This is a genomic window from Nocardia sp. NPDC041819 (assembly GCF_055590505.1).
In genome coordinates this window covers 1-13,580 of record NZ_JBVJAP010000008.1, presented here as the reverse complement: position 1 = coordinate 13,580, position 13,580 = coordinate 1, and the positions used below count along the sequence as shown (strand labels likewise).

Genomic DNA, 13,580 nt, shown 5'->3' with positions numbered 1-13,580 from the left:
CGCTTCGATCGGCCGAGCACCCGGATTTCTGTCGTCAGAACATGCCGTGCGGTATCTGGACGGGGTCGGGCACCGGTTGCATGACGTCCCAGTGCTCGACGATCTTCCCGTCGACCATCCGCCAGATGTCGACGACCGCCTGGTCGGGCTCCGTTTCGCCGGGCAGGATCATGCGGTAGTGCATGACCACGTACTCGTCGTCGGCGATCACCCGCGCGAGCTCCAGCGTCGATCCGGCCACAGGTGCCTGTGCGATGAACTCGAGGAAAGCTTCCTTACCCGAGGGGTTTCCGGGGCTGTGCTCGAGGAAGTCGTCGTGCAGCAGCGTCCGCAGCGCGTCTATGTTGCCCGCCGCGAATTCCGCGAAGCCACGTATGGCCAGTTCCTTGTTGCGCAGTGCCGTGTTGTCGTTCGTCATGCCGCCGAGATTGACAGCGGGTGAACCGGGGTGTCGATTACATGGCAGGTAATGGCGGGTATGACCCGGTCGTCGGGATACTGGGCCGGTGAACGGTGATCGACCGGTCGGCGAGCTGCTGCGGGAGTGGCGGCACCGGCGGAAGCTGAGCCAGCTCGATCTGGCCATCCAGGCGGACGTGTCCGCCCGGCACGTCAGCTTCGTCGAGACCGGCCGCACGATACCCAGCCGATCCATGGTGCTGCACCTGGCCGAACAGCTGGACATCCCGCTGCGCGAGCGCAATCGCGTGCTGATCGCCGCGGGCCACGCTCCCGAGTTCCGGCGCCGCGAATGGACCGACCCCGCGCTGCGGCGCGCCCGCGACGCCGTGCAGCGGGTCCTGCGTCTACACGAACCGTATCCGGCGCTGGCGGTGGACCAGCGCTGGAATCTGGTGCAGGCCAACGACTGTGTGGGCGTGTTCTTCGACGACGTGGATCCGGATCTGCTCGAACCGCCGATCAACATGATGCGGCTCGGTCTGCATCCCGGCGGCTTCGCGCCCCGGCTTCGCAACCTCGACCAGGTCCGGGCCTTCCTCCTGCCCCGGCTGGCCCGCCAGGTCATGGCGACCGGGGATCCCGGACTGGCCGCGCTATACGAGGAGTTGCGGTCCTATGGCTCCCCGGGCGATGCGGACAGCGACCCGGCGGATATCACGTTGCCGATCCGGTTGTGTCACCGCGACGCGGAACTGTCGTTCTTCAGCACGATCACGACCTTCGGCGCGGCCTTCGACATCACGCTCGACGAGATCGCCGTCGAGGCGTATTTTCCAGCCGACGACGAAACCGCTTCCTACCTGCGCGGACTGGCCGCACCAGGCCGGTGAGCGCCGTGCCGGGGTCAGCCGCGCGCGGTGAACCGCTCGGCGGGTTCGCCCCGCAGGTATCCGGCGGGCAGCTTGCGGCCGCACAACACGAGCAGCAGGTCCTGGGCGCGGCCCGACAGCACCGTGCCGGAGCCGTAGCGGAAGTCCAGATCGTCGGCGCGCAGTTCGATGCCCCCGAGTTTGGCGCCGAACAGCTTGGCGGTCCTGGGCTCGATCGTGTCCAAGACCATGCGCATGCGGTCCTCGGGCACCCGGCGGTCCAGCCCCAGCGCCACGGTGATGTCCAGCCCGTGGATCACATCGTGGCTCAACGCGTTGGAAAGCCCGCCGCCCGGCGGCCGCCACGGGTGATCGACGTTGTCCCACAGCGATTTCAGCAGGTCCGCCGTGCTGAGCGTTGCGGCGTCCACCCGGGCGGTGCGGTCGGCCATGCGGTTGAAGTTGCCGAACGCCGCGAGCATCCCCAGCGTGAATCGCGCGCTCGACAGGCGATACGGCATGGTGATGTGCGCGACTACTTCGCGTACCCGCCAGCCAGCGCACAGGGTCGGCGCATCCCAGCTCGCGGCATCCAGCCCGGCCAAGAGTTCGGCGAGTTCCGTCCGTTCCGCCGTCACCGCCCTTCGCACCTGGGTCTCGGTCATTCGTCCACCTCTCTTCGACGAGGGTGATCAAACCCCGCACGCCGTCGAGGCGCCACCCGGCGACGAAAATCGGCGGCCCGAGAGCGGGGCACGCGAGGTTCCCGGATCGAGGCCGGACGGGTCCGGTGGACTGGTTTCGCGACGAAGACCGTGGTCAGCCGTAGAGGGCCCGGCGTGCCCGCCGGTACTCGGCGCGGATCTCTCGCCCGGTCGCGGCGTCGCCCGGTGCCGGAATCTCCGCGACCGAGCGCGCCGGCCAGGACGGCGGCCGGGATGCGCCGCTCAGCGCCCATGCCGCTTGCCGGGCCGCGCCGAGCGCGACGTATTCGGCCGGTTCCGGGATCGTCACCGTGACGCCGAAGACCTGCGCGGCGATCAGCGCGATCAGTCGCGAGCGCGCGCCGCCGCCGATGAGCAGCACGCGCCGCGGTGTCACCCCGATGCCGGTGAGATGGTCGAGCGCGTCGGCGAGATGGCACAGCACACCCTCGAAAGCGGCACGGGCCACCGTGGCGGGGCGCATGGCCTCCGGCCGTAAACCATGCAGGCTGCCCGCGGCGTGCGGAAGGTTGGGTGTGCGTTCACCGGCGAGGTAGGGCAGCAGGACCACGCCGTCCGCCCCCGCGGGCGCGGACGCGGCGAGTGATTCGAGTGTGGGCAGGTCCACGCCGAGCAGATCGGCGGTCGAGGTCAGCACGCGCGCGGCGTTGAGCGTGCAGACCAGCGGCAGGAATGCGCCGGTGGCGTCCGCGAAGCCCGCGACAGCGCCGCCGGCGTCGGCGGCGGGGCGGCCTGCGCGAGCGAAGACCGTCCCGCTGGTGCCGAGCGAGACCACCACCTCGCCTTCCGCGATGCCCAACCCCAGCGCGGCCCCGGCGTTGTCGCCCGTTCCGGCGGCCACGAGTGTGCCCGACGGCGTCCGTCCGGCGGACTCGTCCGGGCCGAGGACCCGGGGCAGGGCCGGGCTGCGACCGCGCGAGGCCAGGGTGAGCAGATCCTCCCGATATCTTCCGAAGGCGGGTGACCAGTAGCCGGTGCCGGATGCGTCGCCCCGGTCGGTGGTCGGCTCGGGTATGCGTCCTCGTCCGCCGCCGCGCAGCCGCCAGGTCAAGTAGTCGTGAGGCAACAGGACGTGCGCGGTGCGGTCGGCGAGTTCCGGCTCGTGGTCGGCCAGCCAGCGCAGCTTGGCGACGGTCAAGGCCGCCACCGGCACACTGCCCACCGCATCGGCCCAAGCTTGCGGCCCGCCGAGGTCGGCGATCAATTCCTCCGCCGCGCCGGCGGAGCGAACGTCGTTCCACAGCAACGCGTCCCGCACCGGAACGCCTGCGGCGTCCAAGGCGACCAAGCCGTGCTGCTGCCCTGCGACGGCGATCGCGTCGACATGATCGAGCAGTCCCGCGCCCGCCGCGCGCAGCGCGTCCCACCAGGCGTCCGGGGCGACCTCGGTCCCTTCGGGATGCGGCGCCTGCCCCCGCCCGAGAATCTCGCCGCTGCCCGCGTCGCAGACGACGACCTTGCACGACTGGGTGGAACTGTCGACTCCCGCGACCGTCGTCATCCGGCCTCGATCGTCTCGCGCACTCCCATACCGACCACCTTGCACCCGATCCGTCCCGCACCGGCGCATTTCGGGTATTCGGCCGCCGTATCGGGCAGACTGTCGCGGTGAGCATCGACCCCACCGACGTGCGCATCCGCACGGGAGACGGGACGCACCTGCCGGAACTGACCGAGGACGCGCTCGGCGACCTGCTCGACGAACCGGCCGGGCCGGAACACGCGATCCTCGAGCTCAGCCGCGCCGACCAGCACGAGATCCGCGCCAAGTTGCTGCCCGACGGCGTCTACGAGCTCGAGTACCGGGCCGGTTCGGCGACGGAGTCCTTCCAGATGTACACCTCCGACCCGGTGCTGGTCCGCGATGTGCTGTGGTCTTGGCTATCCGACGATCCGTGGTGGCACGATTCCGTCGCATGGTTCCCGATCGATCCGGCGATCGCGGAACTGCGCGCCGTGCAGGACGAACTCGCCGGGTTGCTCGACGGCCTGAGTGTGATGGACGATCTCACCGCCGGCATGGACGCGGCGCTGGCACGCGCCGACGAACTCCTCGCGCTGGACTTCCCCTCGAATCCGGACGACCCCGATCAGGCCTGATACCACCAAGCGGTGGTCGCCACCTCGGCGTCCTCCAACGGAAGATAGGTCTGCGCGTCCTGCCATCCGAGGGCCTGCACGGTGACGCGCAGTTCGCGTTCGAAACAGATCGGATCGCGCACGTGCCAGCGGTACATGCCGAACCGCTGATCGGGTCGATAGATCTGCTCCGGCGGCAGCACCTGGTGCAGGCCGAGATACGGCGTGGAATACGTCCGATACATCCCGTCGAGGTCGAAGTTCCAGGCGCCGCCGAAATAGTCCTCGGTGCCCGTTCCGCAGATCGTGGGATGCTCGGCGTCCCCGTCGAGGAAGAACTTGACTTCGCCCTCGCCCCACCATCCCGGCGCGCCAGGGCGGATGGCGAGGTAGGTGCCGACGTAGCGGCCGGGCCCGGGCACCGTGTCGAGAATCGTGTGCACGGCCGGACTGCCCAAGCCGGTCGTTCGCGTCCACCGCGTGTGCAGATACCCCGCGTCGTCCGGCACGTCCTCTTCGGTGAAGGTCGCCTGGTAGTACACCGGAACTCCACGGCCGCAACGATTCTCCAGCGTGATGCGCGCTCGGTGCCGGAACGGCATGGGCCAGTAGCTGTTCAGGCCGCCCGCGGGCGCGACGACCACCATCTCCGAACTCAGCAGGGCCGTCTCGCCCCATCCGTTGCAGAAGAAGTCGCCGAGCGGCGCCTCGATCGCGGGCCGCGGCGCGTCGTCCCAAGTCATCCGCAGTGTCAGGTCGCGAAGGACGGAACGTTCGGTGGTCAGCCAGAAATGTCTGAACACGCCTGGGCCGGAAACGTCGGCCAGTGTGGCGGTCTCCCCGTGGGCGAGCGCGATCGAAGGCGAGATCTTCCATCCCGGGCCCAGCAGCCGCGCCGCGTGTGCTCCGGTGCCGTCGGTCGCCCGCGCGCCGGCGCCGGGCGCTCCCGTCGGGTTCTCGGCGCTGACCGACCGCGTTCGCGTGCCGTCCAGCCGCCACAGTTCCCCGCCCGGCGCGGTCACAATCCCGGCCACCCGTCTCGGGGCGCGGTCGGCGCGAGCCCGGCCCTGCGCGCGGAGCCCGGCCCGCCGGCCGCGGCCGGTTGCTCGGCGTCGGCTCGCTGGGCGAGTTCCCGGCGAACCCGATCCATGTCGAGCCACAGAATCTGCTGCACCAGATCTTCCAGTGCGTCCGGTTCCAGAGCGCCCGCCGCGGAGTAGACCAGCACACCGTCCCGGAACGCCATCAACGTCGGGTACCGGGTCACCCGCGTGGTGGCGGTCAAGGCCGCTTTCGCTTCGGTGTCGACCTTGCCGTGCCCGCACCATCCGGCCCACCAATCCACGAGCACGATGGAATGTGATGCGACGACGGAGTCGAAATTGTCCTGGGCCGGCGTGATCGTGGGCATGAAATCCTCGTATCGTTCCGCGAACCGACTCCGCATCGTCGCACGGGCGTTCAGGAGGACGCACCCGCACGGCGCTGTTCGGCCGCGAGGAAATGCGCGATATTTGTCGTGCGATCGTAGAGATCCCGGTAGTGCCGGTAGTACTCCTCGTATTTCGCGACGCGTTCGGGACGTGGCAGCACGATGTCGACGACCGGATTCCACGCGGAGGTGTCGACTCCCGCGGCCTCGGCGGCGAGCAGAGCGTCACCGAGGCTCGCGCCGACGGTCTCGGCGGGCAACTGCTGGGGCAGCCCGGTGACATCGGAGACGATCCGGGTCCACAGGCCGCCTTTGGTGCCACCGCCCACGGCGACCAAGCGCGCCGCCCGCCCGCCGGCTTCGGTCATGGCCTCGAGATTGTGCCGCACGCCGTAGGCGATGCCCTCCAGTACCGCGCGGTAGAGCTCGGCCCGGCCGTGCCCGAGGGTGAGTCCCGCGACGATGCCACGCGCGTCCGGGTCGAACAGGGGAGTGCGCTCCCCGGCGAAATAGGGCAGCGCCAGCAGCCCTCTGCTGCCCGCCGGCACGTCGGCGGCCGCGACGATCAAGTCGGCGAACTCGCCGCCCACGAGTTTGCGCAGCCAGTCGGTGACCGCGCCGGAGGTGGCCATGCCCGCGGCGAGGGTGTACGTGTCCGGCCAGGTGCCGCAGGTGCCCCAGAGGCCGGGATGCGGACGCGGGTCGGTGAGCACCTGCACCAGGAACATCGTGGTGCCGTACATGATCATCGCGTCACCCGGAGCGCGGACACCGACGCTGGCCGCCTCGGCCCAGGCGTCGATGGTCCCGGTGGTGACCGGCAGCCCGGCCGGAAGGCTTGTGGCGGCCGCCGCTTCCGCGCTCACCCGTCCCACGATCTCGGTGGGCCAGGCCAGCTCCGGCAGCGTCCAGCCCGGCACGATCCGCTCGGCCCAGTCCGTCGCCCACGCGCGTTCGCGCAGGTCGTACAGCGGTACGCACTGACTGGCCGATTGGTGGTCCAGAACGTACCGGCCGGTGAGCCGGTACACCAGGAAAGAGCTCGCCATCAGCAGCAGTTCGGTGTGTGCGGCGATGTCCGGCTCGTGCCGGGCCAGCCACCGCGCCTTCGGGCCGACGGCCTGGCTGGTCAGTGGCGATCCGGCGCGGTCGAGCACGGCCCGCGCGCCGAATTCCTCGTTCAGCTCGTTGATCTCGGCCCCGGCCCTGGTGTCGACACCGTAGAGGATGGCGGGGCGCAGCGGCCTGCCCCGGGCGTCGGCGGGCAGCAGGCACGGACCGATGCCGGATACCGCCAGACCGTCGAGCATGGCGCCGTCGGCCGCCGCCACCAGGTCGCGGGCGAGTGCGACGAAGTCGGCCCACCACACCGTCTCCGCGTCGTGCTCGACCCATCCGGGGTGCGGCATGGAAACCTCGTGCGCCCGCTCGGCCCTGGCGAGAATCGTGCCGCGGGCGTCGGTGAGCACGCCTTTGGAACTCGCGGTCCCGATGTCGATGCCGAGGAACATCGTCACCGCGTGAACTCGTCCACCGTGACGTCGAGCAACTCGCACGTCGCGCGGACGGCCGCCCGGTGGTCGCCGGGCACCGCGTGGATGTGGTTGGCGCCGAAGCGGTTCAGGAAGTCCTCGACGCGCGCGTCCAGCCGGGCGAACGCGTGCGGCCACTCCCGGGTCGACTGGTTCATCAGCACCTCGTTGGTCTGCTGGTCGTAGTGCTCGAACTCGCCGAGCATCAGATGCATGCGGTAGTCGCCGTCGAGACGGGTGAGCCGCGCGAGGGTCATCCGGCCCGGGGCGGCCAGATGGTGCACCGAGGCGCCGCCGGCGGGAAAGAAGAAAACCTCCGGATACAGGTGCACCTTCGCCAGGTTCTCGGCGGGATCGGCGCTGCGCGCGGCGAACCAGGTGGCGTGCTGCCCGGAATTGCAGAGGTCCCAGATGTCGCGATCGGCGTGATAGTGCCGGACATCGGCGAACAGCACCGGGGTGCCCGCGATCCGCTTGAGTAGTTGCATGGTCAGCGCACCGTCCATGTCCGCCTCGGTGGCGCAGACGTGCGGTTCCTTCGGGCCGTTCCAGTCGTAGGGATCGTTGAGGAACGCCTCGGTGACGTCCATGGTGGCGAAATACTGGGTGAGTTCGGGCTGCCCCTTGATTCCCGAGAAGTCCAGCCGCCATTCGGCGATCAATTCGCGTACCGCCAGATAGGACCGGATCTGGCGTTCCAGGAGTTGCGGGGTGAGCTTCGCCCCGTCGTAGTGCACGCCCGCGGTGTGCCGCTCCAGCCACTCGCGTGCGGCCCGCGCCTCGCCCGCGTCGGCCAGTTCGGCGCGCCGCACGATCTCCCACTGATCGATTTCCTCGACGTCGATGCCGAACTGCCGTTGCCACTGATCGGTATTGGCGACCGCGGTGTTCATGCCCATCGGCCGCCCGCCGAAGCGCCCGAATGTCGAACCGCGCAAGCCCGATACGGCTGCCGCGGCCCGCGCACGCACGCCGATGGCCTCGACGAGCTCGGGATCGGACGGATCACCCCACAGCCTGCTGTGCCTGCGCCCGATCTGATCCAGCGCGCCGCCCGCGGCGAGCATGCCAACCATCCCGGGCTGCACCGGGTCGATATTCGACAGCAGCAGCAGCGGCCCGGGGATGGCGCCCGCCGCGAGCATGGTGAAATGCGGGAACGCCCAGACGGCATAGTGCAGGACGGTCAGATCGACGCCCGCCGCCGCGACGGTGCGCCCCACCGATGTAGCCAGCGCGTTGTCGCTGATCGGCGCCGCGCCGCGGACCACATCGTGCCCGGCCGCCGCCAGCGCGGCCACCAGCCGATCCTCGGTGGAGGCGATGAAATCGGCGATGCCCGCATGCACATAGTCGCGGCCATCGGAAACACTGATAACGCCGATACGGGCCATGCCGGTCCCTCCCGTAGGTGGGGTGATCGGAGAGTTCGACTCGATCAACAGATACCAGCCGCGACCGAGCCCGGAGACGCCTTTCGCCGAATTCGCGCTCGGCCCCGCGCTTCGGACCGCTTAGCGCGGAACCGTTTTGACCACGCGCGACTGCGGAAAGTCGAGCGGCGCCAGATGGACGCCGCCCCGGCCCCAGCCCGCACTGGTGATCCACCAGCGGCCGTCCGCGCCGATCACTTCGGCGGCGTGCGCCGCTATGTGGCCGACCTTGTCTCCGATGCGGAAGCGAAAAGGACTGTCACTGCGGAAGACGTCGGTGCCGACGTAATGCGGGCGCGGGCCGATGAACAGGTACCACCATCCGTCGTGCCGCAGGACGTAAGGCGATTCGGTGTTGCCCGCCTCGGTGCCTTTGGTCGGGTCCGTGTACGCGATGTGGCGCTCACCCCAGTGCACGAGGTCGGTACTGGTGCGATAGGCGACGACGTGGTGACCGCCCGTCGGGGCGCTGGTCGCGCAGTAGTACATCACCCATTGGTCGCCCACCCGCACCACCATCGGGTCGCGAGCGTCGTATCCGTCGCGGAACAGCGGGCCCGCGGGCGAACGGGTCCATCGGAAGAGATCGCGCGATGTCGCCAGGTTCATCGCCGCGGCGGTGCGATCGGCTCCGCCCGCCGCGTAGAACATGTAGTACCGCTCGTGGGCGCCGACCACGTAAGGCGCCCACAGATGCGTTTCGCCGTAGTTCCGATCCACCAGCAACGCACGGTCGCGCGTGGTCCACGGCCCGTGCAGCCGGTCCGCGGTGGCGTGGGCGAACTCGGTCTCGTCGAACGGGTCGGCGGGCTCCGGGTGAGTGATGCCGAAGAGGTGCCAGCGCCCGGCGTCGTCGCGGACGATCGTGTGATCGTTGATGTACCAGGCTTCCGATTCGCCGACGCCCGGGTCGTAGATCCGCGCGAAAGCTCCCGCCCGGACCACCTCCCGTGTCGTCATAGGTTCATGATGCCGCCGCGGTAGACGTCCCTGTGCGGTATCGGTCCGATGGAACTCGGCTGCTCGATGCTTCGGCAGCCGAGATCCGTGCGATGGCGCGATGAGTTCTCCGCGGGGCGGTCAGGCACGGACGCCGACGCTGCGCCGCAGGTACTCCGCGGTCAGCGACCGGGCGTCCGCCAGCAGGGCCGCCGGGGTCCCGGCGAAAACTATTTCGCCGCCGTGCTTTCCGCCGTCCGGTCCGAGATCGATCACCCAGTCGGCCCGGGCGACGACGTCGAGATCGTGTTCTATGACGATCACCGTGTTACCCGCGTCGACCAGCCGGTCCAGCAGTCCGACCAGCGTGTCGACGTCGGCCATGTGCAGTCCGGTGGTCGGCTCGTCCAGCACATAGATACCGGCTCCGGTGCGCCGCTGGAGATGATCGGCCAGCTTGATGCGCTGGCGCTCGCCGCCGGACAGCGACGTGAGCGCGCGGCCGAGGGTGAGATAGCCGAGACCGACGTCGAGCAGCGCCCGCAACGGCGTGTGCACGCGCCGGTCTCCGTCTTCGGCCCAGAACTCCAGCGCCTCCTCGGCGGGCATCTCCAGGACGTCGGCGATCGACGCCCCGCGAATCTCGTAGGCGAGCGCTTCCGGGCGATACCTGCGTCCGTGGCAGGCCCGGCACACCGTGGTGACCGGATCCATGTACGCCAGGTCGGTGAAGATCACTCCCGCGCCGTCGCATTCGCCGCAGGCGCCGTCGGAGTTGAAACTGAACAAGCCCGGCCGCACACCGTGCCGCTTGGCGAAGAGCTGACGCAGCGGGTCCATGATGCCGAGATAGGTGGCCGGGCTGGAGCGCCGGGAGGCGGCGATCGCCGCTTGGTCCACCGCGATGACCTGCGGATGCGCGGCGACGAACGCGCCGGAAACCAGCGTGCTCTTCCCGGAACCCGCCACGCCGGTCACCGCCGTGAGCACGCCCGTCGGAAACCGCGCGGTGAGGCTCTTCAGGTTGTAGGCGTCGGCATCGGTGACGGTCAGCCATCCCGTCGGCTCGCGGACGTCGTCCTTCACCCGCCGCGCCCGGCGCAATCCCGCACCGGTCGCCGTCGGCGCGGTCCGGAGCTGATCGACCGTGCCCTGGAACACGACCCGCCCGCCGCGCGAACCGGCCCCCGGCCCCATGTCGACCACATGGTCGGCGACGTCGATGACGTCGGGGGAGTGCTCCACCACCAGAACGGTGTTCCCCTTGTCGCGTAGCCGGCTCAGCAGAGTGTTCAGCCGCCCCACGTCGCGCGGATGCATGCCGACGCTCGGCTCATCGAAGATGTAGGTCATACCGGTGAGGCTGGAGCCCAGATGCCGGACCACCTTCAGGCGCTGCGCCTCGCCGCCGGAGAGGGTCGCGGTTTCCCGATCGAGCGACAGGTAGCCGAGCCCGACCTCCTCGATCCGGCGCAACCGCCCGATGGCCGCCCGCGCGATCGGTCGAGCCACCGGATCGTCCAGCCCCGCGAGCACCTCGATGAGATCGGTGATCTCCAGCCTGCCGTAGTCGGCGATGCCGAGGCCATCGATCCGGCTCGCCAGCGCGTCGGCGTTGAGCCGGGCGCCCTCGCAGTCCGGGCAGATCTCCTCGGTGACCACGGCGCGGGCGGCCGCGCGATTCCGGTCCGACAGCGCGGTCAGATCGCGCTTGATGTAGAGGCGGTCGAACCGCTCCAGCAGACCCTCGTAGGCGTTGTTCCCCGCCGATCCGTTCCGGTTCTTGCGCGGCACTCGGAATCCCTTGCCGTGCAGGAACAACTGCCACTCCTCCGTCGTGAAGTCCCGCAGTGGCTTGTCCGGGTCGAACAGTCCCGACTCGGCGTAGAGCTGCCATTGGAAGGATCCGACCGCGAACGGACCGAAGGTGATGGCTCCCTCGTTCAGCGACTTGCCGGTATCGATGAGCTTGCCCAGATCCGGGCGCACCACATGGCCCAGACCGCCGCACGCGGGGCACATGCCCAGCGGGTCGTTGAACGAATAGCGCGTCGCCTCGCCCGCGCTCGGCACGCTGTGCCGGGAGAACAGCACGCGGATGATCGACTGGATATCCGTCATGGTCCCCACGGTGGACCGGGAATTGCCGCCGATCGGCTTCTGATCGACGACTACGGCGGGCGCGAGATTGTCGATCGCGTCCGCCTCCGGCCGCTCGTACTTGGGCAGCCGGTTGCGAATGAACCAGGTGAAGGTCTCGTTGAGCTGCCGCTGCGATTCGACCGCCACGGTCCCGAAGACGATCGACGACTTCCCCGAACCGGAGACGCCGGTGAAGACCACGATCTTGCCCTTGGGGATCGTCAGCGACACGTCCCGGAGGTTGTTCTCCCTGGCCCCGACGATCCTGATGGTGTCTCGATGAGGATGCACGAGCCTCACGCTAGGAGGCGATGAGGTCAGGTTCTGTCCTCCTTCTCGGCCATAATGGAACCCGTGACCCAGACCGCCGCGCGCCTGCTCCAGCTGCTGTCGCTGCTGCAAACCCGCCGCGAATGGAGCGGTCCGGAACTGGCCGCGCGGCTCGGGGTCACCGTGCGGACGGTGCGCCGGGATGTGGAGCGCCTGCGCGAGCTGGAATATCCCGTGGTCGCCTGCCTCGGCGCGATAGGCGGATACCGCCTGGAAGCGGGCGCCGCGCTGCCGCCGCTGCTGCTCGACGACGAGGAGGCGGTCGCGATCACCCTCGGGCTGCGTGGCGCGGCGCAGGGCGCGATCGCGGGTATCGAGGAGTCGGCTGCCCGCGCCCTGGTGAAACTGCAGCAGGTGCTGCCGTCGCGATTGCGCCGCCGGGTCGACGCGATAGACACCACCACCGTCTCGCTCGGCGGGCCACCGGCCGGTCCGATGGTCGATCCGGAGGTGCTCGTCGCCTTGGCCGCGGCCGCGCGCGACGGCGAACGGATCCGCTTCCGCTACCGGGACAAGGCCGACGCGGAAACCGGCCGTCTCACCGAACCGCACAGTCTGGTCTCCGCCGGTCGCCGCTGGTACCTGGTCGCGTGGGACGTCGATCGCGCTGATTGGCGCACCTTCCGGGTGGATCGGCTGACGTCTCCGCAGCCCACCGGAATACGGTGCGCGGCCCGAGCACTGCCCGCCGAAGACGCGGCGACCTTCGTCGCTGGCCAATTGGCTCGCACCAGGCCGGTCCGCCGAGTGGTCCTGCGCGTGCACGCGAGCGCCGAGAGCCTCGCCGACGCCTTCCGCGTGCGCGCGGAGGAGATCGAACCGCTGGATGCGCACACCTGCCTGCTGCGCACCTCGGCCGATTCCCTGGAATGGACCGCACTGCGCATCGCGCACCTGGACCTGGACTTCGAGGTCGTCGAACCCGCCGAGATGAGAGATCTCCTCGCCGGCCTCGGCGCGAAATTGCTTCGTGCGGCCGCTATCCCGCAATGAGTCGAAGCACGCGGCGTCACCGCCCTGCGCGAAGCGGCGCTCGCGCTCGGCGACGCGAATCCGGTCGGACACCACGTCACCGATGTCCTCATCACCCAGAACGACGCGGGCATGGTCGCGGTGCGGTCCAAGGGAATCGGCAGCAACGCCGACGGCGATTGCGGGAGCGTGACATACGAAGACGTCGTGGTGCGGGAATCCGCCGGATGGCGGATCTCCTACCGCAAGGTCGCGCCGCGTCGATCTCCATTGGGCGGCTGATCGGGGATTGCCGTACGAGCATCTAAACGATCTTGTCGTGGCCTGAATCACATTTGTGTCATTCCGCCGGGTGCACGCCCTTCGGCGCACCTCTGACCTGCGAAAAGACGCGCTGGACAGGCGATTTGACGTAGCGTTTTCCGCCGCGTAACTTTATCCAAGTCAGAGCGACACGGACACCGACCCGGAGCCGAGAAGCAAGGCGGAGACGCCGAGCGGATGGACCGGGAAACGAGGTAGGACGAGGAGCGCCTGGCCATCACATGGCTCGAACGGGAGCCCGATTTTGATCGGGTGAACGAATGGGCTAAGCTTGAAAAGTTGCCTCACTGAAGTTCCGAGAATGTTCGGGTTGGATGTGTGTGCGTGTGTTCTTTGAGAACTCAATAGTGTGTCGATGAATGTCAGTGCCAAATGTTTTATTTGGTTCCGGCTCTTCACCC

Annotated in this window: 13 protein-coding genes; 4 read left to right on the top strand and 9 right to left on the bottom strand. The window is 69.1% G+C overall.

Translation table 11 applies throughout. The features are described from left to right. Positions 1-34: 34 nt before the first annotated feature. Complete coding sequence (locus tag ACZ6DL_RS22365) at positions 35-418, bottom strand: nuclear transport factor 2 family protein (RefSeq protein WP_466053833.1); 384 nt, start codon at positions 416-418, stop codon at positions 35-37. Between the two features lie 88 nt (positions 419-506). Here ACZ6DL_RS22365 and ACZ6DL_RS22360 point away from each other — a divergent pair, with 88 nt between their 5' ends. Further along, positions 507-1,292, top strand: a complete 786-nt coding sequence (locus ACZ6DL_RS22360; protein ID WP_466053831.1) for a helix-turn-helix domain-containing protein — start codon at positions 507-509, stop codon at positions 1,290-1,292. 14 nt (positions 1,293-1,306) lie between these two features. Here the strand turns inward: ACZ6DL_RS22360 and ACZ6DL_RS22355 are convergent, their stop codons facing one another. Together ACZ6DL_RS22355 and xylB are read right to left on the bottom strand one after the other, a co-directional pair. Next, entirely contained in the window at positions 1,307-1,936 is a 630-nt protein-coding gene (locus tag ACZ6DL_RS22355; RefSeq protein ID WP_466053829.1) for a maleylpyruvate isomerase family mycothiol-dependent enzyme, read from the bottom strand. A gap of 154 nt (positions 1,937-2,090) precedes the next feature. After that, positions 2,091-3,497 carry a xylulokinase gene (xylB, locus tag ACZ6DL_RS22350; protein WP_466053827.1) on the bottom strand — a complete coding sequence of 469 codons (1,407 nt, stop codon included), beginning with the start codon at positions 3,495-3,497 and terminating at the stop codon, positions 2,091-2,093. 107 nt (positions 3,498-3,604) lie between these two features. Here xylB and ACZ6DL_RS22345 point away from each other — a divergent pair, with 107 nt between their 5' ends. Next, positions 3,605-4,096: a hypothetical protein gene (locus tag ACZ6DL_RS22345; protein WP_466053825.1), complete on the top strand. Its 492-nt coding sequence runs from the start codon at positions 3,605-3,607 to the stop codon at positions 4,094-4,096. Here the strand turns inward: ACZ6DL_RS22345 and ACZ6DL_RS22340 are convergent. The 6 genes from ACZ6DL_RS22340 to ACZ6DL_RS22315 form a co-directional block, all read right to left on the bottom strand. Then, complete coding sequence (locus ACZ6DL_RS22340) at positions 4,087-5,097, bottom strand: glycoside hydrolase family 172 protein (protein ID WP_466053823.1); 1,011 nt, start codon at positions 5,095-5,097, stop codon at positions 4,087-4,089. The genes ACZ6DL_RS22345 and ACZ6DL_RS22340 overlap by 10 nt on opposite strands. After that, the gene (locus ACZ6DL_RS22335; protein WP_466053821.1) at positions 5,094-5,486 is read right to left on the bottom strand and encodes a thioredoxin family protein; all 393 of its coding nucleotides are present in this window, start codon (positions 5,484-5,486) and stop codon (positions 5,094-5,096) included. Before ACZ6DL_RS22335 ends, ACZ6DL_RS22340 begins: the two co-directional genes overlap by 4 nt. Positions 5,487-5,536: 50 nt before the next feature. Beyond that, positions 5,537-7,018, bottom strand: a complete 1,482-nt coding sequence (locus ACZ6DL_RS22330; RefSeq protein WP_466054315.1) for an FGGY-family carbohydrate kinase — start codon at positions 7,016-7,018, stop codon at positions 5,537-5,539. A 2-nt stretch (positions 7,019-7,020) separates the two neighbouring features. Next, a complete protein-coding gene (locus tag ACZ6DL_RS22325; RefSeq protein WP_466053819.1) occupies positions 7,021-8,433 on the bottom strand; it encodes an L-fucose/L-arabinose isomerase family protein in 1,413 nt (470 codons plus the stop codon). A 120-nt stretch (positions 8,434-8,553) separates the two neighbouring features. After that, entirely contained in the window at positions 8,554-9,432 is an 879-nt protein-coding gene (locus tag ACZ6DL_RS22320) for a glycoside hydrolase family 32 protein (protein ID WP_466053817.1), read from the bottom strand. Between the two features lie 120 nt (positions 9,433-9,552). Next, positions 9,553-11,844: an ATP-binding cassette domain-containing protein gene (locus tag ACZ6DL_RS22315; protein ID WP_466053815.1), complete on the bottom strand. Its 2,292-nt coding sequence runs from the start codon at positions 11,842-11,844 to the stop codon at positions 9,553-9,555. A gap of 63 nt (positions 11,845-11,907) precedes the next feature. On the opposite strand from ACZ6DL_RS22315, the gene ACZ6DL_RS22310 reads away from it, so the two are divergent. Together ACZ6DL_RS22310 and ACZ6DL_RS22305 are read left to right on the top strand one after the other, a co-directional pair. After that, positions 11,908-12,876, top strand: coding sequence for a helix-turn-helix transcriptional regulator (locus ACZ6DL_RS22310; RefSeq protein WP_466053813.1), 969 nt, complete (start codon positions 11,908-11,910; stop codon positions 12,874-12,876). Positions 12,877-12,987: 111 nt separating this feature from the next. After that, positions 12,988-13,137, top strand: a complete 150-nt coding sequence (locus tag ACZ6DL_RS22305) for a hypothetical protein (RefSeq protein ID WP_466053811.1) — start codon at positions 12,988-12,990, stop codon at positions 13,135-13,137. Positions 13,138-13,580: the final 443 nt, after the last annotated feature.